Genomic DNA, 26269 nt, shown 5'->3' on the forward strand with positions numbered 1-26269 from the left:
GGCCTTCACTAGTTGAAAGATTGGTCATAATCGCTGTCCCTGCTTTATTTTTTATCATTCATCCCACTCCATTGTTTGTCCATAACCTCTAGTATAAGTCTATCCAATTCTTGAGAAATTTTAATTACGTGGTCACCATCGGGATCATTGGAATAGGCTTTATACATTTCCAGCCGCAACTTTTCAATTTTGCTTTCCACACCTTTTTCCATTGATTCCACGACCTTTTCCAAATAGTAGATAGGTAGAAACACATACTAGTTAATAGTAACAGAATTTTATAAAAACTACCAGGATAGGCGATGATCCTTTCCTACTGTTACAGGAGGAATTATGACAAATTCAGTAGTTAATTGACAATCCAAGTGAAGTGGGACATGGGGACAGGCGCCGTGTCCCGTTACCTGTCTTTAGTTTCTTAGTTTCTTGAGGTTTGGCAGCAGAATATAGTGCTTATCATGCAAAAATTACCATATGACTACTACTAATCCTCTGATTTTGACCAATTACAATTCTTTCTTTTTAGTCTCTTAATTTATTTCAAGATCGTTATAAGAGTGAAGTGGTAGACACCTCTTGATATCTTTTATAACAGTACTAAGATATATCCACCAAAATCCTTTCAAAGCAGGAATGATCAATGCGTGGATGGTTGGAAAAAATTAAACTGACTGATGCTGAAGTTGGTGGACTAAATCGTAGTTTTGGTATATCTACAAGCATGCTTCAAAACATGGAAAAGTCCTCAGGGGATGAGATATTGTTAGATTTATAAAATATAGAAGGGATTTCAATCAGGCACCTGTCAAGAGTTACGGGGATATCCGAAAGTGTCATCTGTCGATTATTTTAATACGCAGCGTTTTGTAGAGGGACAGGTACTTTGTTTAGGGACAAGGTGCCTGTCCCTCTGTCCCTTTTGAATAGACGAATCGTTAAACAAACAGAGAAAAAACAAGGTGAATTTAACTTTGCGTAACCCTTGTGTATGAGGGGTGTAAACGGTTTGCTCATGAAACAATTATCTGAATAATCAACAAAAAGTATGTTAGATTATCTAACACCAATATAGAATTGACTTAACATCAAGTGTTAAGATGATGCTTGTAAGATAAATTAACAAAAAACTTTTGGAGGGGACAAAATTTGAAGAGAAAAATGTCAACAAAATATTTGTTATTATTGTTCGTCTTATCAATTTCCTTACTAGCAGCTTGTTCTGCGGCAGATAATGCAGCTAACGCTAACGAGCCAGAAGAAGACCAAGCGAGTGAAGCGACAGAGACAAAGGATAGCTCGAATCAGGAGTCTGAGGACACAATTAAAGTTGGGGTTTTGCATTCATTAAGTGGAACAATGGCGATCAGTGAAACATCTGTAAAGGATGCGGAACTTCTTGCGATAAAAGAAATTAATGAAAACGGTGGGGTGTTAGGCAAACAGATTGAACCAGTTATTGAAGATGGTGCTTCTGATTGGCCAACCTTCGCTGAAAAAGCAAAGAAATTACTACAACAAGATGAAGTAGCAACCATCTTTGGGGGATGGACTTCTGCAAGTCGTAAAGCGATGTTGCCAGTTGTAGAGGAAAACAATGGATTACTTTGGTACCCAGTTCAATATGAAGGAATGGAAGCATCTCCAAATATTGTTTACACAGGTGCTGCACCTAACCAACAAATTGTCCCTGCAGTGGATTGGTTGTTAGAAAATCGTGGAAAAAAGTTTTTCTTGTTAGGTTCTGACTACGTATTCCCAAGAACGGCCAATGCGGCAATCAAAGCTCAACTAGAAGCGAAAGGTGGAGAATTAGTTGGTGAGGAATACACACCACTAGGACACACAGATTACAACACATTGATTTCAAAAATTAAAAGTGTAGAGCCTCAAGTTATTTTCAATACGCTAAATGGTGATAGTAATGTAGCTTTCTTTAAACAATTGCAAGATGCTGGTATTACATCTGAGGATGTTACGGTATTGTCTGTAAGTGTTGCTGAACAAGAAATCAAAGGTATTGGTGCAGACGTAATCGAGGGTCACCTTACTAGCTGGAACTATTACCAGTCTACCGATACACCAGAAAATAAAGAGTTTGTAGCGAACTATAAAGCAGAGTACGGAGAAGACCGTGTTACAGCAGATCCGATGGAAGCAGGTTATTTCGGGGTGTACTTATGGGCAAAGGCTGTAGAAGCAGCAGGAACGACTGATGTTGATGCTGTTAAAGAAGCAATTAAAGGTTTAGAGTACGATGCACCAGGTGGCCCGGTTAAAGTAGACGGCGATAACCAACACGTCTATAAAACCGTTCGTATTGGTGAAGTCGGGAGCGATGGACAAATTAGTGAACTATGGAACTCAGGTGAACCAGTTAAACCAGATCCATACCTAGAAACATATGATTGGGCAAGCGAGTTAAGTGAAGCGTTAAGCCAGTAATAGAAGGAGACAAGCGGGGGGATTACCCCTTAACCTTTATTGATGAAATAATAAAAGCTGCTAGATGTGGGTATCAAGTGAAAATTGCCACGTCCAGCTTCAGCGCCTACCCCCTCGAGGTCTTAAGTCAACCCTCTATGTGGCAAATAACGCCACGCCGAGGTTTGTCTTAAGCTTGTCGGGGGTGACCAAGGCGCTTACGCTTTTGTTCTTACTAGGAAAGGAGCAGACACAAAATGACGGACTTAATGGTGACACTTTTTAACGGACTAAGTTTAGGTTCTATTCTTTTATTGATAGCTTTAGGGCTAGCAATAACATTTGGTTTAATGAACGTTATAAACATGGCGCATGGTGAATTAATTATGATTGGTGCTTATGTAACTTTTGTCATGCAAAACATCTTCATCAATTATATCCCCGAGCAGTACTTTGACTTATATTTTATTCTTTCTATTCCCATTGCGATGGTCGTTGCAGCTGCGTTCGGTATGCTGATGGAAGTTTCATTGATCCGCTATTTATATAAACGACCTCTAGATAGTTTATTAGCGACATGGGGTGTTAGCTTATTGCTTCAACAATTGGCACGCACTATTTTTGGAGCGCCAAATGTTGGGGTGAAAAGTCCCAGCTTTCTAGAAGGTGGCGTTGAAGTAGGTTCGATGTACTTTGCATATCCACGATTATTTATCTTAGGTCTAGCGTTAGTTTGTTTGGCTGGTATTTATCTTTACTTTTATAAAACAGGAAATGGTCGAAGGGTTCGTGCGGTTATGCAAAATAGACAAATGGCTGAATGTTTAGGTGTATCAACCAGAAAGGTAGACTTAATCACATTTGCGATAGGGTCAGGGTTTGCTGGAGTTGCAGGATGTGCCTTAACCTTGCTTGGCGCGATTGGACCAACGATTGGTACGAATTACATTATTGATGCATTTATGGTCGTTGTTGTAGGTGGTGTTGGTGCATTGTTCGGTGCGGTAGCCGGTGCGTTCGGAATTGGATTTTTTAATACGGTCTTTGAATTTTGGACAAATGCATCGCTCGGAAAGGTATTCATTTTCTTATTAATTATTGCTTTCCTCCAATGGAGACCATCCGGACTTGTAACAACTCGGTCAAGATCACTAGATTAATCGTTTCATAAAGAAGAAGGTAAGGCGTAATTCATGATACCAGTACGACTGGATATCTACGATGAAGGGCTCTTACTACAAAATATAAGAGGAGGAGCTGTTGGCATGAGTAAACTGCTTGTTCAGTCGTCCACGAACAAAAAAGTTATTTTATTGTTGATATTAGCCGTTTTATTATTGGCACCGTTATTTTTGTCAGATTTTCGTTTGAATTTATTAGGGAAATTCTTGGCGTTTGCCATCTTAGCAATTGGTTTAGATTTGTTATGGGGCTATACGGGTGTTTTAAGTTTAGGTCACGGGATCTTTTTTGGGATAGGTGCCTATAGTATGGCAATGTATCTAAAGCTCGAGGCAACTGGTGGAGGACTACCAGACTTCATGGCTTGGAGTGGAATGAAAGAATTGCCACTGATTTGGTTACCGTTCCAATATCCAATGATAGCCATTATGCTCGGAATGATTGTACCTGCAGCAATTGCCTTTTTATTAGGCTGGTTAACGTTTCGAAACCGTATTAATGGTGTTTATTTTACGATTTTATCTCAAGCGTTAGTTTTAGTAGTTGTTACATTGCTAATTGGTCAACAAAATTTAACTGGCGGTACAAGTGGATTAACTAACTTCCAAACATTTTTTGGTTATCCTGTAAACTCCCCGACAACACAAACCGTGGTTTATTTAGTTACTGTTGTTGCATTAGCAGCTATCTTTCTTGGTTGTAGCAAGCTAGTAAAAGGAAGATTAGGTCGAGTATTAGTTGGTATTCGTGACGGTGAAAACCGCATGCGTTTTTTAGGGTATAACACATCTGTTTACAAAACATTTGTTTACACAGTATCTGGGGCTATAGCTGGTTTAGCTGGTATGTTATTTGTGCTTCAAGTGGGAATTATTTCACCAACAATGATTGGCATTGTGCCTTCGATAGAAATGGTGCTTTGGGTAGCACTAGGTGGACGCGGTACTATCATCGGTCCAATTATCGGTGCCGTTTTTGTTAATGCTGCTAAAACAGGATTGAGTGAATCTTATCCAGATATGTGGACTTACTTTATTGGTGCCTTGTTCGTCATTGTTGTTATCTTCTTACCAAAAGGAATCGTGGGATTATTTGAGAAGTTTCAAGAAAGGTGGAAGCGAGCAGATGTCAAAGATGTCAAAGAGCCAAGCGGTGTTACAGTCAGAAAAAATTACAGTAGACTTTAGTGGCTTTAAAGCAATCAAAAATCTAGATTTTCAAGTGAAACCTAACACTGTTCATTTTGTTATCGGGCCAAACGGTGCGGGAAAAACAACATTATTAGATGTTATTTGCGGGAAATCAAAGGCAAGTGAAGGGAAGCTAACGTTTAAAAATAAGTATGATTTAACGAAGATGACGGAATATGGCATTGTCCATAAAGGAATATCACGCAAGTTTCAAGCGCCATCGATCTTTAGTAAGTTAACCGTGTTTGAAAACTTAGAAATTGCTATGAAACAGAAGAAGAGTTTATCCGGTATTCTTTTTGCAAAATTAAAAAAAGATAACAAGAAAAAAATTGATGACATGCTAAACTTAATCGGATTGTCAGAGGAGCAAGATAAAAAAGCAGGGTCTTTAGCACATGGTCAAAAGCAGTGGTTAGAAATTGCGATGGTATTAATGCAAGAACCGGATCTTGTTTTGTTGGATGAACCGATTGCGGGAATGACAAAAACAGAACGAATGAAAACTGGTGAACTGATTACACAAATCGCAAAAGACCGAGCAGTGTTGATTGTAGAGCATGACATGGATTTTGTAAAAGAATACGCGGATGTAGTTACCGTCATGCACGAGGGCCAATTACTTCGCGAAGGATCGATGGAAGAAGTGCAAAACGACCCGCAAGTTCGTCAGGTTTACTTAGGGAGAAAGGTTGAGGCACATGCTTAAATTAGCAGATTTAGAAGCTGGGTATGGCGAGAGCATGGTCATTCGTAACATTGATTTAGAAGTGAAAGAAAACCAAGTCGTCTGCATAATGGGGCGTAACGGTGTTGGCAAGACGACGCTATTAAAGACAATTATGGGAATAATTAGCCCCAAAAAGGGTGAAGTCAATTATCAAGGTAATGATATAACGAAAAAGCGGCCGTCTTTTCGTGCTAAGCAAGGGATTGGTTATGTTCCGCAAGGCCGTGAGATTTTTCCAAAGCTAACAGTCTATGAAAATTTATTAATAGGTCTAGAGGCTGGTAACGAGAAAGAAGTTAATGAAAAAGTATATGAATATTTTCCGATTTTAAAGGAGTTTCGGAATCGGAATGGAGGCGACTTGAGTGGTGGCCAACAGCAACAGTTAGCAATTGCTCGTGCACTTGTCTCCAATCCTTCTTTTCTTTTACTAGATGAGCCAACAGAAGGAATCCAACCGAATATTGTTCAAGATATACAAGGGGTTATAAAAGATATTAAGGAAAACTCTCAAACTTCAATGATTTTAGTAGAACAAGATTTAGAGTTTGTGAAAAGTGTTGCTGACTATGTGTATGTTGTCGATCATGGATCAATAGTCTATGAAAAAGCCGCACATGAAATCGATGATGAAGAAGTTTATCAGTACTTAAGCGTCTAAGTTAAAAGGTGGAATGATTTATGAAACTATCGCCAGTAGAGATGGAAAAATTGTTTCTGTTTATGGCAGGTGAATTAGCTCAAAAACGTAAGGATAAAGGAATTAAGTTGAATTATCCAGAAGCAACAGCTTTGATTAGCTGCTATTTATTAGAGGGAGCCCGAGAAGGAAAGACAGTTGCCCAACTAATGCAAGAAGGAAAGCAGGTACTATCAGCGGACGATGTGATGGAAGGTGTACCTGAAATGATAGAAAGCGTCCAAATTGAGGCGACATTTCCTGACGGGACGAAGCTCGTGACTGTTCATCAGCCGATTATTTGATTGAAAAGTAGAATAGCGACACGTTTATGTTAAGTCCTAAGATAGATTCATACAGATAGGACAAAAATAGTAACGAGGTTTGTGTTTTATAAAATAGAGACACAAGTTGGCTATGACTTTAAAAGAGGAGGACAAAAGCCGCATGATTCCGGGAGAGTATCGATTGAAGTCAGAAGATATAGAAATTAATGATGATAGAAAAACGTTCCAGCTACTGGTAGCTAATACTGGCGATCGTCCAGTCCAGGTTGGATCACACTTTCACTTTCCAGAAGTGAATCGTCACCTTGCTTTTCAGAGAGAGAAAGCAATCGGATATCGTCTAAATGTTGCTGCTGGGACAGCTGTCCGCTTTGAACCGGGTGAAGAAAAGGAAGTGGAGCTCGTTGAAATTGCAGGTAGTCGTCACGTTTACGGATTAAACAGCTTAACGGATGGAAGTGTGAAAGACGTCGAAACGATTACAAAAAAGATTCAAGAAAGCGGATTTAAAGGGATTGGTGATAAATCATGAAATTAACTCGTTCGCAATATGCAACACTTTATGGACCAACAGTAGGTGACCAAGTCCGACTAGGTGATACAGATTTATGGATTGAAATAGAAAAAGACTACACCACCTATGGGGATGAGAGTGTTTTTGGTGGTGGAAAAGTTATTCGCGATGGGATGGGACAAAGTAGCACGCGAACAAGAGACGAAGGTGTACTGGATTTACTATTAACGAATGCCATTATTATCGACTATACCGGAATCGTCAAAGCGGATATAGGTGTAAAAGACGGGCGAATTGTTGCAATTGGTAACGGTGGTAATCCGGACGTGATGGAGGGTGTAGATCCTAACATGGTCATTGGGGCATCCACAGAAGTGATTGCCTGTGAAGGGAAAATCGTAACAGCTGGCGGGATTGATGCACACATCCATTTCATTAGTCCACAACAAATTAATGTAGCGATTGCATCGGGCGTGACAACGATGCTTGGTGGTGGAACAGGACCTGCAACTGGAACAAACGCAACAACGTGTACACCAGGGGAATGGAATATTCACCGGATGCTTGAAGCTGCCGAAGAGTTTCCGATTAACATTGGCTTTTTAGGAAAAGGAAATGCATCCACGAAAGACCCACTTCGTGAACAAATCGCAGCAGGAGCAATTGGACTGAAGCTACACGAGGACTGGGGAACAACGCCAGCAGCAATCAGCCAATGTTTAGCGGTTGCTGATGAGATGGATGTGCAAGTTGCGATTCATACCGATACGTTAAACGAAGCCGGTTTTCTTGAAGACACGGTTAAAGCGATCGGGGAACGCGTTATCCATACCTATCACACAGAAGGTGCAGGTGGTGGTCACGCTCCAGATATTATGCAAATTGCATCGTATCCGTACGTGTTACCATCTTCCACCAACCCAACAAGACCCTACACAAGTAATACGATTGATGAACACTTAGACATGTTGATGGTTTGTCACCACTTAAGCCATAATGTACCGGAAGATGTTGCGTTTGCTGATTCACGAATACGACCTGAAACGATTGCAGCTGAGGATATTCTTCACGATTTAGGTGTGATTAGCATGATTGCATCTGATTCTCAAGCAATGGGGAGAGTCGGCGAAGTTGTGATTAGAACGTGGCAAACAGCTGACAAGATGAAGAAGCAACGTGGATTTTTAACAGAAGACGAAGCCGCACAAAACGATAATCATCGGGTCAAGCGTTACATAGCAAAATATACAATCAACCCTGCCGTTACGCACGGGATGGGACACGAGATTGGCTCGGTGGAACCTGGTAAACTAGCAGATCTCGTAATCTGGGATCGCAAATTTTTTGGGGCAAAGCCAGAAATTATTTTGAAGGGTGGTTTAATTAGCTACGCACAAATGGGTGACCCAAATGCATCGATTCCTACACCACAACCAGTGTTTATGCGCCCAATGTTTGGTGCATTAGGTAGTGCGAAATACAGCACAAGCTTAACGTTCATGTCCAAGGCTGCTTATGATCATAAGATTCATGAAAAATTAGGACTAAAAAAGAAAATTGGTATCGTAAGCAACTGTCGTGAGCTAACAAAGCAAGATTTGCCGTACAATACGGCTACACCAACGATTGATGTGAATCCAGAGACCTACGAAGTAAAAGTTGATGGAGAATTAATCACCTGTGAACCGTTCCAAGAAGTGGCGTTGGCACAAAGGTACTTTTTGTTTTAATTGACGCCCAAAAGCGCTCGCCCGAGAGTATTCGGTAGTCAAACGAATTAACCAACCTAATTTCTGTAGGTAATTTTATCAAAACTGCGCTATAAGCAACTTATTCAAATAACAGAGGTGACGGAGCATGTTAACCAAACAAGTAATTGGAAATATTGATAACGATGAAAACATCCATGCCAATCGAGAGTGGATCGAGCTTGATTGGGAGGAATTAAATAAACGAATTTTGCGTAAAAAAACCAATAAAGGTACAGATATTGCTATTTCATTAGAGGAACAAGAACCACTAAAGGTTGGTGACATTATTTATCAAGACGAATCAATGCAAGTGGTTATCCGGACCAAAAAGGAAAAAGTGTATATCATTTATCCAGTGTCGAATACCCAAATGGGCAAAATGGCGTTTGAACTAGGTAACCGCCATACCCAATGCTTGATATCGAGTGATGAAATTATTGTTCGCTATGACGAAACGCTAGTTAGGCTTTTTGAAGAAGTAGGTGTTAAATATGAAGAAACAGAGCGTAGATTCAAGCAGCCCTTTAAATACCGAGGGCATAAACACTAACTTTCTATATTTAATGCACATTCACGATTCTGCTTTTCCGATTGGATCTTATACGCAATCGTTTGGAATGGAAACGTATATTCAATCCGATGACATTCTAACTAAACAGAAATTATTTAGTTTTCTGAAAGCTTATGTAAGCGAAAATCTACTATTTACGGATGCAATTTTTGTTAAAGAAGCATACGAGCATTTTCAAAACGATGATTGGAACGCGATTGTACGGTTGGAAAACATCTGTGACGCGAGTAAAAATGCAACCGAAACAAGAGAGGCAAGTAAGATGATGGGTAAGCAATTTTTGCGAGGCATCTTACCTGTTTTTCCTGACGAAGGTTTAACGAAGTGGAAAGCAGCTTTAGATAATGGGCAGGTGAAGGGTCACTTCCCGATTGTTTACAGCCTGTACACGTTAAAAATGGCGTTTGACTTATTTACGACTATTTTAACTTATTTATATTCTTCGACAATTTCATTGGTTCACAACGGGGTTCGGGCCATTCCGCTTGGCCAAAAAGCCGGAATCGAAATTATTCATAAACTAATACCTGAAATTATCGAAGCTGCAAAAAAGGCGATGAATCTTAATCTGGACGATCTATCAAACCATGCAGTTGGTTTAGAAATTGCATCGATGCAGCATGCGTATTTACATTCTAGATTGTTTATTTCTTAAAATTAATGGAAAGGATTGTTAAACATGAAACCAGTTATTATTGGAGTTGGAGGACCGGTTGGTTCAGGGAAAACAGCGCTTGTCGAGCGACTTACTAGAGAAATGGCGGCTGATTACAGTATCGGTGTCATTACCAATGATATTTATACGAAAGAGGACGCGGAATTTTTAACAAAAAACGGTGTATTGCCGAAAGAACGAATTATTGGCGTAGAAACCGGGGGATGTCCACACACAGCAATTCGCGAAGATGCATCGATGAATTTTGAAGCAATTGATGAATTGAAGCGCCGTTTTGACGATTTAGATATTATTTTACTTGAAAGTGGTGGAGATAATTTATCTGCGACATTTAGCCCGGAGTTAGTCGATGGCTATATTTATGTGATTGATGTAGCAGAAGGTGGAGACATTCCTCGTAAAAGAGGCCCTGGTGTTGCACGCTCTGACTTATTAGTTGTTAACAAAATTGATCTTGCACCATATGTAGAGGTTGATTTGGATAAGATGCGCGAAGATACGAAAAACGCCCGTGAGGACCGCCCGTTTGTGTTCACCAATGTGAAAAAGGGTGTGGAAACAGATAAAGTAGTCAATTGGATTAAGTATTACATGTTGCTTGAGGACAGCACAGAAGAGGTTGCGAATGTCAGCAGTAACTAAAGCTGCACCGTCACACGGAAAACTAGATATAAAGTTTCGCAATGTTCGAGGTAAAACGAGTTTAGTTGATTGTTATCAGCAACCGCCACTGAAAGCCAGTCGTGCATTATATATAGAAGGAACTAGGAAAGCAACTGTCTATTTAATGGAGTCTTCTGGTGGCCTGGTTGCTGGTGATCGAAATGATTTTACTGTTGAACTAGAGGAAAATACAGAAGTCGTACTGAAGCCACAATCCGCAACAAAAGTATATCCTGCTTTTAATAATCAGCCAAGTGAGCAGACAATTACGATTCATATCGGAGAAAATAGTCATCTTGAATGGAATAGAGATGAAATTATTCCGTTTGAGCGCGCGAAGTTTAATGGTAAATCTCGCGTTCAAATGACCAATTCCTCAAGCCTTTTATGGAACGAAATTATTTATTCCGGTCGGGAAAAAAGAGGGGAAAAATTTGCTTTCCAGGAATGTAACACGCATCTTGAGGTATGGATGGAGGCAGAGTGTGTCGTTTATGATTCTCTGAAATTACATCCGAAAGAGCAGGAGCTTCAGCAATTGAGTGTGCTAGAGGACTTTAATTATATCGGGAATTTATGGTTTATTTGCTCAGAGGCAAGTAAGGTTGACAGTACGGAGTTTCAGAAATTACTTGTCCAAACCGAAAACCATAAATCAGGCATCTCCACACTAGACGGTAAAGGTATTTTAGTACGCTGGTTATCTAACAACTTACCACTGATAAAACGAGAAATGGAAACTCTAGATATGCATTTATTGACCAAGTAGCTACGAACAATGACTTATAGGTTCTTTAGCGCTGATTAAGGAGAGGGATCTGTCTTAATTTCTACAATAAATTTAAAATACTTCTCATTGAATTAAGATGCAAGGGAATGCTTATGGTGTATTGGTTCAAAATGATGCACGTATTAATGATGATCAGAAAAACTAAGAAATTTAGACCTTACAACATAACTCTTATTGGTGAAAAATTAATAAACTAGATAAAAGCCGTCTCTGTACATAACAAGTTCGAGTCGGCTTTTGGTGTTTTATAACTTCTGTCTGAGAAACCCTAGCTCGAAGACGAAGGAGCGACCGCACAGATGTTTCACTTATATAACTGAGCTCCCAAAATTAATGAATCAATAAATTATTAGTACAGATCATGACAAATTTAGTAGGTAGTTAATTGACAATCCAAGTAAAGTATTGGAAAATATTACTATAAATAATACCCGATACACAGTCTACCGTAGGAGGGATGTGTAAATTGGAATCTATCGCACATATCCGAGAAGATGATAAACAAATACAGACAGTAGAAGACCACTTATTAGAAGTTAAGGAATTGGCTGAATCTTATGGTGAGAAAATAGGAATAAGGCATATAGCTGGTCTTGCTGGAATGTTACATGATTTAGGGAAGTATACGCTTGAATTTAAATCATATCTTCTGGAAGCTGTTAATAATCCTGATCAACCACCAAAAAAAGGAAGTGTCGATCATTCGACGGCAGGGGGAAAACTTTTATATGAACTACTACATACCCAAGAGACTTTACGGGAGAACATGTATAAAGTTTTTTTATCGGAAGTAGTTGGTAACGCTATCATTTCTCACCATTCCTACCTCCATGATTTTCTAGACCCTGAATTGAATTCAAAGTATTTAAATAGGGTGGCAGACAAGGAACTTTCGGAATTCAATTTAACGAAACAATGTTTTTTTAATCGTGTCATAAGTGAAAAGGAATTTAGTCTTTATGTTGACCAAGCTGCTGAGGAATTAGAAGAATATTTGTCTAGACATCCACAAGATAAGTGGTGGGAACAACTCATGTTTTTAACAAAATATATTTTCAGCTCATTAATTGATGCAGATAGAACCAATACACGACTTTTTGAGGAAAACAATAAATTTAAAGAAACACTAGACGTCAATCAATTATTCCAGCAATATTACCAAAGGCTAATGAAAAAAATAGAATTCTTTAAAAATCAACAGAATGTAAATGAAAAAATAAACGTACTTAGAAGTCAAATGTCCGATCGATGCGATAAATTTGCTGAGAGACCTTCAGGAATTTATACGTTATCCATCCCAACTGGCGGAGGGAAAACGCTTGCTAGCTTAAGGTACGCGCTTAAACATGCAAAATCATATAATAAAAAACACATTATTTATGTTGTTCCTTATACAACAATTATTGAACAAAATGCCGAAGAGGTACGAACAATTCTAGAAGATGATGTTAACATTTTAGAACACCATTCCAATGTAATTGAAGATAGAAAAAATGATGATGAATCACAGGATGGTATGATTACTACCCAACAGAAGCTTAAACTTGCCAAAGATAATTGGGATTCACCGATTGTTTTTACTACATTAGTACAGTTTCTCAATGTGTTTTATGCAAATGGAAGTCGAAACATAAGGAGGCTACATAATTTAAGTGAGTCGATTATTATCTTTGACGAGGTGCAAAAGGTTCCTGTCTCCTGTATTTCTTTATTTAATCAAGCTGTGAATTTTTTGAAGAACAATTCCAATTCAAGCATCTTACTTTGTACAGCTACCCAACCAGCTCTTGACTTTGTCGAACATAAATTAGATATAACTTCAGATGCTGAAATAATTGAAGATCTTGATAGTGTAATTCAGGATTTTAAACGGGTAGAAATTGTAGATAATGCTAGCTATACATCCTTTACTAATGATAAAATTATAGATTTTCTAAAGAAGAAGGCTTTAGAGGTTCAAAGTATGTTAGTCGTTTTAAATACAAAATCAGTAGTAAAGAATCTATATAATCTTTTGAAGGAAACAGAATGGGATATACCAATCTATCATTTAAGTACGTCGATGTGTGCCGCACACCGGAACATTATATTGAAGGAGATTAGAGACTACCTAAATAAGGGCAAACCTATCATTTGTGTGAGTACGCAGTTAATAGAAGCTGGGGTTGATGTAAGCTTTGATTGCGTGATTCGATCTTTGGCGGGGCTTGATTCGATAGCTCAAGCAGCAGGAAGGTGTAACCGCCACGGGGAACATAGCATACAAAATGTCTATGTTATTGATCATGAAGAAGAAAATCTTAGCCGATTAAAAGAAATTAAAGTTGGTAAACAAATCGCTAAACAAATTCTTGTTGATATTCGCGGAGATCACAATGCCCACGGGGGAGATATTTTGTCGAAACAGGCGATGGACAGATACTTTAAAGAATATTATCAGATTCTAAAGTCGGATTTAAATTATTTTATTCCAAAATTAGATATCGAGATGACCGAGTTACTGACATCCCCAAGACATCTAAATAACTATCATAATGCTTTTCAAAAAAAATATAACAAATCAATCGAACTACTTATAACTAATAGTTATCGTACTGCTGCAGAAAATTTCCGCGTTATTGCTCAAAATACAATGCCTGTCATTGTGCCTTATGGAGAGGGAAAAGAGATAATAGCGGAATTAAATAGTTATCGTACTATTGAGGATCTTTCAAAATTATTAAAAAAAGCACAACAGTATACGATTAATCTCTATGATTTTGAAAAAGATCACTTGATTAAAAATGATGGGATAGTCAGTTATCTAGACGGTAATGTTTATGCTTTGAAAGACGGTGGATACAACAAAGAATATGGTCTTGTTATGGAGAATGACAATGATTTGGATTCCTTGGTATTTTAAAAACCTATCACTTAAAATGGATAGGTTTTTAAATCAAATCATATAATATATTTTTCAATCCACGCTTAAAAAGCGACACTGTAGTATATCATAAAATTAAAAAAATATATTAGTTCATATAATATATAATTTAAATTTTTTGATTATGGATGTATAGTTATTATAAAGTTTAAAGGAGGTGGTAAACATGAGAAATGCAATTGAATTCGAAGTTTTTGGTGACTATGCTTTATTTACTGATCCTCTCACGAAATTAGGCGGGGAAAAATTATCATACCAAGTTCCAACTTATCAAGCGTTAAAAGGTATTGTCGAATCAATATATTGGAAGCCGACACTACTAATGGTCATTGATGAGGTTCGTGTAATGAACGCAATTCGTATGGAATCGAAAGGTGTTCGACCAATTGAATACGGTGGGGGAAATACATTAGCTAATTACACATATTTGCGAGACGTAAGGTATCAAGTGCGAGCCCATTTTATGTTTAATCCGTATCGCCCTGACCTGGCTTTTGACCGAAATGAAAATAAGCACCACAACATCCTAAAGCGCTCGCTCAAAGCGGGAGGACGCCGAGATATTTTTTTAGGTGCTAGAGAGTGCCAAGGGTATGTAGAACCGTGTGAATTTGGTGAAACGGAAGGGTTTTATGACAATTATGGTGGTGAGATTCACTTAGGGACGATGGTTCATGGAATCAATTATCCAGATGAAACGGGTAGAGATGAAATGGAAGTTCGTCTTTGGAGTCCGGTAATGAAAGATGGCGTTATTTCTTTTATTAAGCCGAATGAATGTACGCAAATACGCAAGATTTCAGATATGCAACCGAAAGTCTTCAAAAAAAATAATATTGAATCTGTAGATGAGTTATTCAGCCAATTGGAAGAGAGGTGAAGCGATGAGCTGGTTATTACAATTGTATAAAACCTATGAGGCTAATCTTGACCAGGTAGGTATCATTGAAAAAAAGGCAAATGACAAAGAGTATACACTTTTACCTGTTGCTCACACGACCCAAAATGCACATATTGAAGTAAATATTACAGAAGATGGCAACTTCCATTCTGCTTTTGTAATTGACAAAATAAATACAGTGATTCCAAGCACAGAAGAATCAGCTAGTAGGGCAGGCTCAAAAATTGCTCCATACCCTCTCCATGACAAGCTAAGTTATGTGGCTGGTGATTTTGTTGCCTATGGTGGTAAGGTGAAAAAAGAAGAGCCCTTTACATATTATATTGAACAGTTAGAGAACTGGGCGCTATCACCTTATAGCAACGATAAAGTAAAAAGTATATATAGCTATTTAAAGAAACAACAATTAATAAAAGATTTAGTGAAGGAAAACATCCTCTATCTAGATAAGGATGAAAAGCTGATTGAAGCATGGGATAAGAAATACGAGTCGTTACATGGAGATAAACCGGCAATCTTTTCGGTAATAACAGGTGGACAAGAAAGTGCCTTTATTCGTTTTAATGTCCATTCATCAACGAGATTGCTAGAAAAGGTTTGGAATGATACGGCGATGTACGATTCCTTTATCAAGTATTATAACAACTTATTGGGGGGCGAGGATTTATGCTTTGTAACTGGACAAAAGCTACCGAGTACAGAAAAGCACGCTAATAAAATTAGAAATGCCGGAGATAAAGCAAAACTGATTTCTGCTAATGATAAAGCAGGCTTTACTTATAGGGGAAGATTTAATAAAAGTATTGAAGCGGCTAGCATTAGTTATGAAGTATCTCAAAAAGCTCACAATGCATTAAAGTGGTTAATTAATCGCCAAGGTAAAGCAATCGACAATCGTGTGTTTTTAGTTTGGGGAAACGAGGGTTCTCCATTACCTAGTCCGATAGAGGATACATTTGATATAAGTAGGATGATGCCTGGTTTATCCGGTGAACCAACACAAACGCTGTTTACAAATAAAGAGTTTTCTCGAGAGTTTGCAAAAGCACTAGATGGATATAAAAATGACTTATCCACCCAAGCAGATGTTAATATTTTGATACTTGATTCGGCAACTACTGGTCGCTTGGCGGTTCTTTACTATCGGAATTTTAATAAAGAAATCTACTTAGACCGTTTGAAAAAATGGCATTCGACATGTGTGTGGCACCATGGTTACAAAAAGGGTACTTCATTTATAGGTGCTCCTGCGACTAAAGATATCGCATATGCAGCTTATGGACCAAGGGCAAATGAGAAAATTGTCAAAGGATTAATGGAACGACTGCTTCCGTGTATTGTAGATGATAAAAGAACACCTAAAGATATCGTAAAAAGTTGCCTACAACGGGCATCTAATCCTGCTTCAATGGAAAAATGGGAATGGGAAAAAACACTAAGTGTAGCTTGTGCAGTCATAAATAGAGAGGAGGGGTTTGAAGTGGCTTTAGATAAAGAAAGTAAGGACCGTGACTATTTGTTTGGGCGTTTATTAGCAGTTGCAGATGTGTTAGAGAGAAGAGCATTGGGGTCTGAAGAAACAAGATCAACAAATGCGATCCGTTATATGAATGGGTTTTCTAAGCATCCTGCTCGAACATGGAAAACAATTCAAGATAGTCTTCAACCATACCAAGCACGATTAGGGACCAATGGGTTATATTTAACAAAACTAATGGATGAAATTGCATCGAAAATAGAACTAGATGATTTTAATAATAAACCACTTTCAGGAAAGTATTTGTTAGGGTTATATAGTCAACGTCATGAATTGTATCAGAAAAAGGAAGCGAAAGAACCAGTTGAAGAAAACTCAAAATGAGGAGAGAAAAAAATGACAATTTTAGATCATAAAATCGATTTTGCTGTAGTCTTATCGGTCTGCAATGCTAATCCAAATGGTGATCCATTGAATGGAAATCGTCCTAGACAAAATTATAACGGTCATGGAGAAATATCTGATGTTGCAATAAAAAGGAAAATAAGAAATCGTCTTCAAGATTTAGGAGAAGCTATTTTTGTTCAATCAAATGATCGAAATACAGATGGCTTTTCTAGCTTAAAGGAACGTGCAGAGGCAAACACTAAACTTGACGAAATATTAAAATCAAAAGAAAGCAAGAATGATGAATTTGCTAAAATTGCTTGTTCTGAATGGATTGATGTGCGTAGTTTTGGACAAGTTTTCGCTTTTAAAGGGAAAGGAAAAGGCTCAGGAGTTTCGGTTGGGGTAAGAGGACCGGTATCGATTCATACAGCTACAAGCATTGACCCAATTGACATTACAAGTATGCAAATTACTAAAAGTGTTAATTCAGAATCAGGTAAGGAGCGGGGCTCAGATACAATGGGTATGAAACATCGTGTTGATTACGGATTATATGTTTTTTATGGCAGTATAAACACACAGCTTGCTGAAAAAACTGGTTTTACCAAAGAAGATGCTGAAAAGATGAAGCAGGCATTAATTAGTTTGTTTGAAAATGATGCTTCAGCTGCAAGACCAGAAGGAAGTATGGAAGTTTACAGGGTTTATTGGTGGGAACACAATACTAAACTAGGACAATACTCCTCTGCTAAGGTTCATCGGTTATTACAAATAGAATCAAAAGTGGAAGAGCCTGCTACTCTTGCAGATTACCAAATTAATTTAGAGGAACTAGAAGGATTGGAAGTAGCTGTTTTAGATGGAAAGTAACAATCAAGAGGAAGATTTTTTGTTGTTATCAGGAATCCAACACTTCCAATTTTGTAAAAGGCAGTGGGCATTGATTCATATTGAACAGCAATGGGCTGAAAACGTAAAAACCACTGAAGGGCAGTATCTACATCGGAAAGCAGACCAACCACTTATCAGAGAAAAGCGAAAAAATAAACTTATAGTCCGCGCCATGCCGGTAAAGTCAAATGAACTTAAAATTAGTGGTGTGTGTGACGTGGTAGAATTTATAGAAGATAAAAACGGAATACCGATTAATGGTGCTGAAGGGAAGTATCTCACATATCCAGTCGAATATAAACGTGGCAAGCCGAAGATGAAAGATGAAGATGTTTTACAATTAACAGCTCAAGCTATCTGTTTAGAGGAAATGCTACTTTGTGAAATTGAAGTGGGATATTTATACTATAATGAAATAAAACACCGCGTAGAAGTCCCTCTAACAGTTGAATTGAAAAACAAAGTAAAAACTATTGTTACTGAAATGGAGAAATATTATAAAGACAGATATACACCGAAAGTAAAAACAGGCTCGTTTTGTAAAAGCTGCTCCCTTCAAAACATTTGTTTACCAAAGCTGATGAACAAAAGATCGGTGAAAAGTTATATTGAAGGGAAAATAAAAGATGAGAAAATTACTTAACACATTATTTATTACACAACCTGATGTATATCTATCATTAGATGGAGACAATATTGTTTTGCTTAAGGAAAAGGAGCAATTAGGAAGAGTCCCACTTCATAACCTAGAATCGGTAGTTTCTTTTGGTTATACTGGTGCAAGTCCAGCGTTAATGGGTTATTGCGCAGATAAAAGCATTGCTTTAGTATTCATGACGATAAACGGGCGCTTTCTTGCTAGAGTAATAGGTGAGAGTAGAGGAAACGTTGTGTTGAGAAAAAAGCAATATCGTGCTTCAGATGACGAGAAGATGTCTGCCGAAATTGCGCGAAACTTTATTATCGGTAAAATTTACAATAACAAATGGATTATTGAAAGGATGACAAGAGATTACCCTTTGCGTATCGATGTAGATAAATTTAAAGAAACTTCCAAACACTTATCGTCTATTATGGTAGAGGTAAGGGAGTGTATTGATCTTGAAAGGTTAAGAGGCTTAGAAGGACAAGCGGCTATAAGTTATAATAGATTAGTTGATGAGATGATTCTTCAGCAAAAGGAAGACTTTTATTTTCACTCACGTTCTCGAAGACCACCACTTGATAATGTAAATGCCATGCTATCTTTAGCTTATACACTATTAGCAAATGATGTTGCAAGCGCATTAGAGGGGGTTGGTTTAGATGCTTACGTTGGATTTTTACACCGCGATAGACCAGGTAGGGCATCGTTAGCACTAGACGTAATGGAAGAGTTGCGGGGTGTGTACGCAGATCGTTTTGTCCTTTCCTTAATAAATAAAAAAATTGTTAACAAAAAAGATTTTTTCGAGAAAGAAAGTGGAGCTATTATCATGACAGACGATGCAAGAAAAAAGTTCATAAGTGCATGGCAGAATAAAAAACAAGAAAAGATTACCCATCCATACCTTGGGGAAAAAATATCGTGGGGGCTAGTACCCCATTCCCAAGCTCTCTTGTTAGCGCGCTATTTAAGGAATGATTTAGATGAGTACCCACCGTTTTTATGGAAGTAGGTGATAGTTGTGTTAGTTTTAATTACCTATGATGTAAGTACGATAAGTAGTGCCGGTCGTAAAAGACTTCGTAAGGTAGCAAAAGTGTGTCAGAATCATGGCCAACGTGTGCAAAATTCAGTTTTTGAATGTGTAGTTGATTCAACTCAGTTTACTGCATTAAAATTTGAACTAATTGATTTAATTGATGAAAATCAAGATAGTCTCAGGTTTTATCAATTAGGAAATAATTATAAAAATAAGGTAGAGCACGTTGGGGTCAAAGATGCGCTTGATTTAGATGAACCGTTAATTTTTTAGTGCGAGTATATAGTGAACACGTATTACTTAGTAGTTTCGCACCATCTATTTGAATTTTTTAATCAATATTTGACTGTTTTTTTGTAGAAATTCGTTCTTTTAGTTAAAAAAATAGCAATTTTCTTTAAAAATAAGCTTCTATAGGCTCATTTTAAAGGAAAATCGCTGTCGCACCTAACATAGGTGCGTGGATTGAAATCGCTATAAGAACCAGTGATATGAGCGACAAGAAGTCGCACCTAACATAGGTGCGTGGATTGAAATATCTGCAAATGCTGAACAATATCTAAACTCGTCTAGTCGCACCTAACATAGGTGCGTGGATTGAAATCGTAACTTGCAGGGAGTTATTAAACTGGCCGGAGGTCGCACCTAACATAGGTGCGTGGATTGAAATTGTTAAATTTAGCGTTTCTAGTGCTTTTAAAATTGTCGCACCTAACATAGGTGCGTGGATTGAAATTAGGGTTGGGCGAGATGTTGGGGTTTACTGATAAGTCGCACCTAACATAGGTGCGTGGATTGAAATATGACCGAAATCCTGCCATTGTCCTTCAGGTGGTAGTCGCACCTAACATAGGTGCGTGGATTGAAATTAAAATCTTTTGTCGGCAATGACAAATGTTTAATGGTCGCACCTAACATAGGTGCGTGGATTGAAATTTCCCTTGCCCTGTCTTTGGCCCCTTTTTCAAGTGGTCGCACCTAACATAGGTGCGTGGATTGAAATAGGCATTTGTTAAACCTCCTTTTCATAAATTAAAGTCGCACCTAACATAGGTGCGTGGATTGAAATTGGCATGAACGAATGTTGTTTAACTGCGTACTTAGTCGCACCTAACATAGGTGCGTGGATTGAAATTGAACTTTGCCATAAGTACCACCATCCTTTTTTGGTGTCGCACCTAACATAGGTGCGTGGATTGAAATATAGTCTAGTCCGTGGGGAATGAAATGATTATTTGTAAGTCGCACCTAACATAGGTGCGTGGATTGAAATGTCCATAGATAGCTTTCTCAATCGTTTTGACATAGTCGCACCTAACATAGGTGCGTGGATTGAAATCTCATCATGAACCAGACAAGTGGGAACTATTTAAAGTCGCACCTAACATAGGTGCGTGGATTGAAATTTACATTGGTCAAGACAAGTAATTATCGATATGGGTCGCACCTAACATAGGTGCGTGGATTGAAATATTCCGTTATTATAAAATTATCTGCTCCATCTATCGTCGCACCTAACATAGGTGCGTGGATTGAAATTCTTGTAACATAAGAGGCAAACAATAGTATCTCTAGTCGCACCTAACATAGGTGCGTGGATTGAAATAAACCTAATATTGCTAACAACATTGATACGCAGGTCGCACCTAACATAGGTGCGTGGATTGAAATTGAAAGAGCATGCTATATATGAGGATAAATACTTTGTCGCACCTAACATAGGTGCGTGGATTGAAATTTACTAGAACTGTATAGGTGATAGTGCGGTCCAGCGTCGCACCTAACATAGGTGCGTGGATTGAAATATCACCAAGCTCTTTCATCATTCGGAGCTCGGTCTGTCGCACCTAACATAGGTGCGTGGATTGAAATTAAAACGGCCATACGAAGCTTATTTGCTGTTTCTGTCGCACCTAACATAGGTGCGTGGATTGAAATTTTGGTTTTTGATGGGGAAAGCACAGCCACTGTTAGTCGCACCTAACATAGGTGCGTGGATTGAAATAATTTATATAGCACCCCCTTTATCTTTTGGAATAGTCGCACCTAACATAGGTGCGTGGATTGAAATCCAGTCGTAAAAATCGACCAACACCACCGGCATTTGTCGCACCTAACATAGGTGCGTGGATTGAAATTTCTGGTTCGATATCCAAGGATGGAAACATGTCCGTCGCACCTAACATAGGTGCGTGGATTGAAATACCTTAAGAGACGGTAGGATGGCAACTTTCCGTTAGTCGCACCTAACATAGGTGCGTGGATTGAAATAGTTTTGATAGATTTCAAGATACAGAGGAATTTAAGTCGCACCTAACATAGGTGCGTGGATTGAAATAATATAGGATTAGAAGTGGAAGAAGGGACACCTAGGTCGCACCTAACATAGGTGCGTGGATTGAAATTATCAACGTGCACATGGCAGTGAAATTGCAAAAAGTCGCACCTAACACAGGTGCGTGGATTGAAATCCACATCTTGCCGAAGTCACCCGTAAAAAGACCTGCGTCGCACCTAACATAGGTGCGTGGATTGAAATATCCAAATCACGCACGACACGTATTACAACACGTCGCACCTAACATAGGTGCATGAATTGAAATAGGAGCATAGAAGCTGATTCCCGTCACAACTTTCATTGGTAACCGGTTAATCGGGGTGGGTCAATGAAATTGTTACGATAGTTCCAACAAGGAGTGGCTCTAGAATAGAGATAAGCGAATTCCTTGTGATAAATTCAGATTAGTTATAGGGTAACTAGAAGCTCTGGAAGCTCATCTTACGTGGATAAGAGAACAGGAGTTTTTTTGAAAAAGAAGAAACATAAAATTTAATCCCAAGCACCTAGCACCACAGAGTTCTTAGTCAATCCCTTCTGTGGCAAAGACTGCCACAGAAGGGATGTTTTATGCCTGCCTTAGGATAAACAAGACGTGCTGCACTTTTATTCAAAAACCTACATCTTAAAGTATAAGTGTGCATGGTTTTTACACCCAGGGTTAAACGAGCCTTTACAATCTGGACACGAGGAGTTATTTGTTAGGTACTCGTGAATAGTTAGTTCTGTCCCACAACTGCCACACAAAATAGCTTTCCCGTCAAATTGCTCTTTTTCCCACTGTTTTGCAGGGTGGTCGGCATGTTCTTGATGGCATTGGTAACAAGGATAGTAGGTTTGACAACATTTGAATTTTATCGCAATAATATCAACATCTTTCTGATAGTGGAGGCATCTGGTTTGTTGATCAAGTACAGCGCCATTCACTTTCACACCATGAATAAACATATTTATCATCCTTTCTATCAGAACTAATACGGTTCTGTCTCAGACGCTCTCTTGATTTAAAAGACTTGTAACTAAGCTATCGTCTCTTTGTCAAACACATTAGTAATCTTATGAATGTTCTTTCGCAAGCGAAGTGCTAGGACTCCAGCGGAAATGGTTAGGATAATGTCTTTAGGTAGTGGTACAATCATCCATGTCCATGCAAGTTTATAACTAATTGCGTCAGTAGAAGCTAACCATTTATAAGCAAAATACATCCAATTTGTGCCAAACCCATAATTAATTATCAATCCAACAATCGCTGCAAAAATGAAACTTGTGCGCGAAGAACGATTTTCTGCAATTTTACCTACGACAAACGCTACCAGAATATAAGATAAAATAAAACCAAACGTAGGGCTTACCATGACAGACAATCCTCCGGAAAAATTAGCGAAAACTGGTGCGCCAGCTAGTCCAATAAGTGCATAAACGGTCATTGAAACCGCCCCTAATCGACTACCTAATAATAGCCCTGCTAAAATACTAAAAAAGGTTGTCAATGTGATTGGCACGCCCCCAACAATAAGGAAAGAGGTAATGTTTGAACCAATCGCCATCAGTGCTGCAAACATTGCTGACATCGTTAAATCAATTGCTCGAAACTTCATATTAGTTTCCTCGCTTTCTTATAAACTTTATGTACGAGTAAACTATAGCGTAAATTTATTTTAATTGTCAACTATTAATTATTTTGGTTAACGTTAAAGGTGGAAAAGCTAAAGGAAATAGATTATGGGATGGAGTATTTATGGGATTGATATCTTAGAAAATGCACTTCTACAAACGCTTATATTACAATATTTTTCATGTTTTTCTTCATGCAAAAAACACGTTGTTGTGGGAATGATGGGGTCTGTGAAAGGCTAATAAACAACACTAAAAACGGTTGTCTTAGCTGTAGTGGGCTAAGACAACCGTTTTTTTTTGCCTCTATCACATCAATCCATAATTTCCCAATAAGCGGGCTTTACGTTGTAATCAGGATCAAACACAAATGGAGCGTCTTTACCAATACCATCATTGCTGTATTGGCTTGCCCGATCATCTAACCAAGTATGGTCGTCTGCAATGCCCCAAAAGGTTACATTACTAATAATATCCTGATTTCTTTCATATAATTTAAATAGGTCATTATATCGATCCGCTTGTTGTTGTAAAACATCATCTGTTATTTCTTCATAAGTATTAAATTCTCCACTCGGTGGCCAGCCATAAATACTTACATCAAGTTCGGTTATTTGATTCTCTAACCCTAGCTCAGCGAACATTTGATACGTTTCTTCCATAGCATCTGTAGACGGCCAACCTAATTGAATGTGTGATTGGTGCCCCACACCATCAATAGGTACTCCATCTTCGAGTAAATCTTTAACCAATTCGTATAGTGCAGTTCTTTTTGGATCAACTTCTGTATTATAGTCATTTATGAACAGTTTCGCATCCTCATCCGCATACTTTCTTACTGTTTCAAATGCAGTTTTAATGTAGTCCGTCCCAGTTATTTTGTACCAAGGAGATTCACGAAGATTTCCGTTATCATCAACTACCTCATTTACCACATCCCAAGAATCTACATCATCCTTATAACGCTTAACTATGGTTTTAATATGTTTTTCAAGACGTTTCAACAATAGTTGTTTATTTTTTTCTTGCTGTTTTGGATCAGTTTCATCTACCATTGAATTTCCTTTTTTATCGATGAAAAACCAGTCTGGCACCTGGCTATGCCATACAAGCGTGTGAAAACGTAACTCCATGTCATTATCTTTGGCAAACTGAACGATTTTGTCTGCTTCTTCAAAGTTGAACTTACCCTCTTCAGGTTGGATGGAAATTGGCTTCATTACATTTTCAGCAACAATGCTACTATAATGACGTTTGAGAATTTCTCCTTGCTCACCCTCTAATTGATATGGTTCTACTGCAGCGCCTATATCAAACGAGTCTTCGTACCTATCCTTGATAGGATCTGCTTCAATAGCGCTGACCGCTTCTTGCGTATCGCTTTGTGCAAAGATGTTAGTCGTTCCGATTGAAAGAATTAACGACAAAGCCATTCCTGTTATCACTGTATTACGTAATTTTTTGCTCAACATCTCCATTCTCCTTTTCCTTTTTATTGCTTATCAGCTGAAAGCACTTTCATTGTAACTTAGTTTGTTCAATATATAAACTAATATTCACATATTTACCAAAAACAGTAAATTAGTTCCAGGTCATAGTTCCTAAAGAAAGGATCATGTAGTAAAAAATAGAACTTAATTATTATTAGAATAATCAAATGACATCGCTTTCAATTAACGGTATAATAAACTATTATCACACTAGGGAGTGAAAGTCTATGATTAATATGGAAATGAAAATCTGGGAAAATACAAAGCAATGGAGAGTGGAAGATACTAATATACCAAGGCTAGAAACATACGTGTTAAAAGGGGAAACAGAGCGGCCGGCAGTTCTTATTTGTCCTGGAGGTGGATATGCCCATCTTTCCGAACGGGAGGCAGAGCCGATTGCACTGGCTTTTAATGAAGCAGGGTTTCATGCGTTCGTGTTGTATTATACGGTAACCCCGAAAAATTATGAACAACCAATCCAAGATGTTGCTCGTGCAATGTGCATCATTCGCGACCGTGCTGAAACTTGGAAGGTTCAGTCAGACAAAATCGCTGTTTGTGGGTTTTCGGCAGGGGGGCACTTAGCAGCGAGTCTTGGTGTTCATTGGGATAAAGAACACCTTTATCAAGTGGAAGGAATCGAAGTAGGGAAAAACAAACCAAACGCATTAATTCTTAGTTATCCTGTCATTAGTGCAGGGCCTAATCGTCATCAAGGTTCATTTGACAATTTATTAGGAGACAGTGCTTCTGAAGACTTGTATCAGGAAATGTCTCTCGAAAATCATATTAGCCCTCAAACGCCACCAACATTTTTGTGGCACACCGTTGAAGACGAAGCAGTCCCGGTTGAAAATAGTTTGTTATTTGCCCAAGGATTAAGGAAAGTTAATGTTCCATTTGAATTACATATCTATCCAAAAGGGGTACACGGGTTGTCACTCGCAACAAAAGAAACAGCTACCAATGAACGAATGGCAGATCCACATGTTGCTACGTGGATGAAACTTTGTAAAGAGTGGTTAACGGAGACTTTTGAATAAACAAAAAGTCCAGGTGGTGTCGTCCAGCCTGGATTTTGTTGATCTTAAAATGTTTTTAGG

Annotated in this window: 25 protein-coding genes and 1 CRISPR repeat array; of the genes, 21 read left to right on the top strand and 4 right to left on the bottom strand. The window is 38.3% G+C overall.

Translation table 11 applies throughout. From position 1 onward, the window contains the following. Positions 1 to 44: 44 nt before the first annotated feature. Positions 45 to 212 (bottom strand): aspartyl-phosphate phosphatase Spo0E family protein, encoded by a 168-nt coding sequence (locus tag NC799_RS03025; protein WP_272444858.1) that lies wholly within the window; start codon positions 210 to 212, stop codon positions 45 to 47. A 428-nt stretch (positions 213 to 640) separates the two neighbouring features. Here NC799_RS03025 and NC799_RS03030 point away from each other — a divergent pair, with 428 nt between their 5' ends. The 20 genes from NC799_RS03030 to cas2 all read left to right on the top strand — a co-directional run bounded on the left by NC799_RS03030 (position 641) and on the right by cas2 (position 19994). Beyond that, positions 641 to 775 carry a hypothetical protein gene (locus NC799_RS03030; protein ID WP_272444859.1) on the top strand — a complete coding sequence of 45 codons (135 nt, stop codon included), beginning with the start codon at positions 641 to 643 and terminating at the stop codon, positions 773 to 775. 383 nt (positions 776 to 1158) lie between these two features. Next, a complete protein-coding gene (urtA, locus tag NC799_RS03035) occupies positions 1159 to 2442 on the top strand; it encodes an urea ABC transporter substrate-binding protein (protein WP_272445198.1) in 1284 nt (427 codons plus the stop codon). 236 nt (positions 2443 to 2678) lie between these two features. Beyond that, entirely contained in the window at positions 2679 to 3581 is a 903-nt protein-coding gene (urtB, locus tag NC799_RS03040) for an urea ABC transporter permease subunit UrtB (RefSeq protein ID WP_272444860.1), read from the top strand. A gap of 105 nt (positions 3582 to 3686) precedes the next feature. After that, positions 3687 to 4790, top strand: a complete 1104-nt coding sequence (gene urtC / locus NC799_RS03045; RefSeq protein ID WP_272444861.1) for an urea ABC transporter permease subunit UrtC — start codon at positions 3687 to 3689, stop codon at positions 4788 to 4790. Further along, positions 4738 to 5502 carry an urea ABC transporter ATP-binding protein UrtD gene (urtD, locus tag NC799_RS03050; RefSeq protein ID WP_417006665.1) on the top strand — a complete coding sequence of 255 codons (765 nt, stop codon included), beginning with the start codon at positions 4738 to 4740 and terminating at the stop codon, positions 5500 to 5502. Before urtC ends, urtD begins: the two co-directional genes overlap by 53 nt. Beyond that, positions 5495 to 6184, top strand: coding sequence for an urea ABC transporter ATP-binding subunit UrtE (gene urtE, locus NC799_RS03055; RefSeq protein ID WP_272444863.1), 690 nt, complete (start codon positions 5495 to 5497; stop codon positions 6182 to 6184). The genes urtD and urtE overlap by 8 nt, the downstream gene beginning before the upstream one ends. 20 nt (positions 6185 to 6204) lie before the next feature. Continuing rightward, positions 6205 to 6507 (top strand): urease subunit gamma, encoded by a 303-nt coding sequence (ureA, locus tag NC799_RS03060; protein ID WP_272444864.1) that lies wholly within the window; start codon positions 6205 to 6207, stop codon positions 6505 to 6507. 142 nt (positions 6508 to 6649) lie between these two features. Continuing rightward, positions 6650 to 7021, top strand: coding sequence for an urease subunit beta (locus tag NC799_RS03065; protein WP_272444865.1), 372 nt, complete (start codon positions 6650 to 6652; stop codon positions 7019 to 7021). Further along, the gene (gene ureC, locus NC799_RS03070; RefSeq protein WP_272444866.1) at positions 7018 to 8733 is read left to right on the top strand and encodes an urease subunit alpha; all 1716 of its coding nucleotides are present in this window, start codon (positions 7018 to 7020) and stop codon (positions 8731 to 8733) included. Before NC799_RS03065 ends, ureC begins: the two co-directional genes overlap by 4 nt. Positions 8734 to 8860: 127 nt before the next feature. Next, a complete protein-coding gene (locus tag NC799_RS03075) occupies positions 8861 to 9304 on the top strand; it encodes an urease accessory protein UreE (RefSeq protein ID WP_272444867.1) in 444 nt (147 codons plus the stop codon). Beyond that, positions 9246 to 9980, top strand: a complete 735-nt coding sequence (locus tag NC799_RS03080; protein ID WP_272444868.1) for an urease accessory protein UreF — start codon at positions 9246 to 9248, stop codon at positions 9978 to 9980. The genes NC799_RS03075 and NC799_RS03080 overlap by 59 nt, the downstream gene beginning before the upstream one ends. A 24-nt stretch (positions 9981 to 10004) precedes the next feature. Further along, positions 10005 to 10643, top strand: coding sequence for an urease accessory protein UreG (gene ureG / locus NC799_RS03085; protein WP_272444869.1), 639 nt, complete (start codon positions 10005 to 10007; stop codon positions 10641 to 10643). Beyond that, positions 10627 to 11433 (top strand): urease accessory protein UreD, encoded by an 807-nt coding sequence (locus NC799_RS03090; RefSeq protein WP_272444870.1) that lies wholly within the window; start codon positions 10627 to 10629, stop codon positions 11431 to 11433. Before ureG ends, NC799_RS03090 begins: the two co-directional genes overlap by 17 nt. Positions 11434 to 11911: 478 nt before the next feature. Further along, positions 11912 to 14356, top strand: a complete 2445-nt coding sequence (gene cas3 / locus NC799_RS03095; RefSeq protein WP_465248822.1) for a CRISPR-associated helicase Cas3' — start codon at positions 11912 to 11914, stop codon at positions 14354 to 14356. 187 nt (positions 14357 to 14543) lie between these two features. Continuing rightward, positions 14544 to 15257 carry a type I-C CRISPR-associated protein Cas5c gene (gene cas5c / locus NC799_RS03100; RefSeq protein ID WP_272444872.1) on the top strand — a complete coding sequence of 238 codons (714 nt, stop codon included), beginning with the start codon at positions 14544 to 14546 and terminating at the stop codon, positions 15255 to 15257. A 4-nt stretch (positions 15258 to 15261) separates the two neighbouring features. Further along, positions 15262 to 17139 carry a type I-C CRISPR-associated protein Cas8c/Csd1 gene (gene cas8c / locus NC799_RS03105; RefSeq protein WP_272444873.1) on the top strand — a complete coding sequence of 626 codons (1878 nt, stop codon included), beginning with the start codon at positions 15262 to 15264 and terminating at the stop codon, positions 17137 to 17139. Positions 17140 to 17151: 12 nt separating this feature from the next. Continuing rightward, complete coding sequence (cas7c, locus tag NC799_RS03110) at positions 17152 to 18015, top strand: type I-C CRISPR-associated protein Cas7/Csd2 (protein ID WP_272444874.1); 864 nt, start codon at positions 17152 to 17154, stop codon at positions 18013 to 18015. Next, positions 18005 to 18679, top strand: coding sequence for a CRISPR-associated protein Cas4 (gene cas4 / locus NC799_RS03115; protein WP_272444875.1), 675 nt, complete (start codon positions 18005 to 18007; stop codon positions 18677 to 18679). Before cas7c ends, cas4 begins: the two co-directional genes overlap by 11 nt. Continuing rightward, on the top strand, positions 18663 to 19694 hold the full coding sequence (gene cas1c / locus NC799_RS03120; RefSeq protein ID WP_272444876.1) for a type I-C CRISPR-associated endonuclease Cas1c: 1032 nt from the start codon (positions 18663 to 18665) through the stop codon (positions 19692 to 19694). The genes cas4 and cas1c overlap by 17 nt, the downstream gene beginning before the upstream one ends. 9 nt (positions 19695 to 19703) lie before the next feature. Beyond that, positions 19704 to 19994: a CRISPR-associated endonuclease Cas2 gene (gene cas2 / locus NC799_RS03125; RefSeq protein WP_272445199.1), complete on the top strand. Its 291-nt coding sequence runs from the start codon at positions 19704 to 19706 to the stop codon at positions 19992 to 19994. A 167-nt stretch (positions 19995 to 20161) separates the two neighbouring features. Further along, positions 20162 to 22324: a CRISPR direct-repeat array (repeat unit 32 nt; unit sequence GTCGCACCTAACATAGGTGCGTGGATTGAAAT). A gap of 353 nt (positions 22325 to 22677) precedes the next feature. On the opposite strand, the gene NC799_RS03130 is transcribed toward cas2, so the two are convergent. From NC799_RS03130 to NC799_RS03140, 3 genes are all read right to left on the bottom strand, one after another. Then, positions 22678 to 23007: a CHY zinc finger protein gene (locus NC799_RS03130; RefSeq protein WP_272444877.1), complete on the bottom strand. Its 330-nt coding sequence runs from the start codon at positions 23005 to 23007 to the stop codon at positions 22678 to 22680. Between the two features lie 71 nt (positions 23008 to 23078). Then, complete coding sequence (locus tag NC799_RS03135) at positions 23079 to 23657, bottom strand: biotin transporter BioY (protein WP_272444878.1); 579 nt, start codon at positions 23655 to 23657, stop codon at positions 23079 to 23081. A gap of 330 nt (positions 23658 to 23987) precedes the next feature. Further along, positions 23988 to 25142 carry an endo-1,4-beta-xylanase gene (locus NC799_RS03140; RefSeq protein WP_272444879.1) on the bottom strand — a complete coding sequence of 385 codons (1155 nt, stop codon included), beginning with the start codon at positions 25140 to 25142 and terminating at the stop codon, positions 23988 to 23990. 248 nt (positions 25143 to 25390) lie between these two features. Between NC799_RS03140 and NC799_RS03145 the strand changes: the two genes are divergently transcribed. Next, entirely contained in the window at positions 25391 to 26209 is an 819-nt protein-coding gene (locus NC799_RS03145; protein ID WP_272444880.1) for an alpha/beta hydrolase, read from the top strand. The last annotated feature ends 60 nt before the right edge of the window (positions 26210 to 26269 follow it).

The organism is Aquibacillus salsiterrae (assembly GCF_028416595.1).
In the GTDB taxonomy this organism is placed as follows: domain Bacteria; phylum Bacillota; class Bacilli; order Bacillales; family Amphibacillaceae; genus Aquibacillus_A; species Aquibacillus_A salsiterrae.

Bases quoted from the DNA above. Each gene is read 5' to 3' on its own strand.
- NC799_RS03025 (WP_272444858.1), bottom strand. From the start codon at position 212: ATGGAAAAAGGTGTGGAAAGCAAAATTGAAAAGTTGCGGCTGGAAATG.
- NC799_RS03030 (WP_272444859.1), top strand. From the start codon at position 641: ATGCGTGGATGGTTGGAAAAAATTAAACTGACTGATGCTGAAGTTGGT.
- urtA (WP_272445198.1), top strand. From the start codon at position 1,159: ATGTCAACAAAATATTTGTTATTATTGTTCGTCTTATCAATTTCCTTA.
- urtB (WP_272444860.1), top strand. From the start codon at position 2,679: ATGACGGACTTAATGGTGACACTTTTTAACGGACTAAGTTTAGGTTCT.
- urtC (WP_272444861.1), top strand. From the start codon at position 3,687: ATGAGTAAACTGCTTGTTCAGTCGTCCACGAACAAAAAAGTTATTTTA.
- urtD (WP_417006665.1), top strand. From the start codon at position 4,738: ATGTCAAAGAGCCAAGCGGTGTTACAGTCAGAAAAAATTACAGTAGAC.
- urtE (WP_272444863.1), top strand. From the start codon at position 5,495: ATGCTTAAATTAGCAGATTTAGAAGCTGGGTATGGCGAGAGCATGGTC.
- ureA (WP_272444864.1), top strand. From the start codon at position 6,205: ATGAAACTATCGCCAGTAGAGATGGAAAAATTGTTTCTGTTTATGGCA.
- NC799_RS03065 (WP_272444865.1), top strand. From the start codon at position 6,650: ATGATTCCGGGAGAGTATCGATTGAAGTCAGAAGATATAGAAATTAAT.
- ureC (WP_272444866.1), top strand. From the start codon at position 7,018: ATGAAATTAACTCGTTCGCAATATGCAACACTTTATGGACCAACAGTA.
- NC799_RS03075 (WP_272444867.1), top strand. From the start codon at position 8,861: ATGTTAACCAAACAAGTAATTGGAAATATTGATAACGATGAAAACATC.
- NC799_RS03080 (WP_272444868.1), top strand. From the start codon at position 9,246: ATGAAGAAACAGAGCGTAGATTCAAGCAGCCCTTTAAATACCGAGGGC.
- ureG (WP_272444869.1), top strand. From the start codon at position 10,005: ATGAAACCAGTTATTATTGGAGTTGGAGGACCGGTTGGTTCAGGGAAA.
- NC799_RS03090 (WP_272444870.1), top strand. From the start codon at position 10,627: ATGTCAGCAGTAACTAAAGCTGCACCGTCACACGGAAAACTAGATATA.
- cas3 (WP_465248822.1), top strand. From the start codon at position 11,912: ATGTGTAAATTGGAATCTATCGCACATATCCGAGAAGATGATAAACAA.
- cas5c (WP_272444872.1), top strand. From the start codon at position 14,544: ATGAGAAATGCAATTGAATTCGAAGTTTTTGGTGACTATGCTTTATTT.
- cas8c (WP_272444873.1), top strand. From the start codon at position 15,262: ATGAGCTGGTTATTACAATTGTATAAAACCTATGAGGCTAATCTTGAC.
- cas7c (WP_272444874.1), top strand. From the start codon at position 17,152: ATGACAATTTTAGATCATAAAATCGATTTTGCTGTAGTCTTATCGGTC.
- cas4 (WP_272444875.1), top strand. From the start codon at position 18,005: ATGGAAAGTAACAATCAAGAGGAAGATTTTTTGTTGTTATCAGGAATC.
- cas1c (WP_272444876.1), top strand. From the start codon at position 18,663: ATGAGAAAATTACTTAACACATTATTTATTACACAACCTGATGTATAT.
- NC799_RS03130 (WP_272444877.1), bottom strand. From the start codon at position 23,007: ATGTTTATTCATGGTGTGAAAGTGAATGGCGCTGTACTTGATCAACAA.
- NC799_RS03135 (WP_272444878.1), bottom strand. From the start codon at position 23,657: ATGAAGTTTCGAGCAATTGATTTAACGATGTCAGCAATGTTTGCAGCA.
- NC799_RS03145 (WP_272444880.1), top strand. From the start codon at position 25,391: ATGATTAATATGGAAATGAAAATCTGGGAAAATACAAAGCAATGGAGA.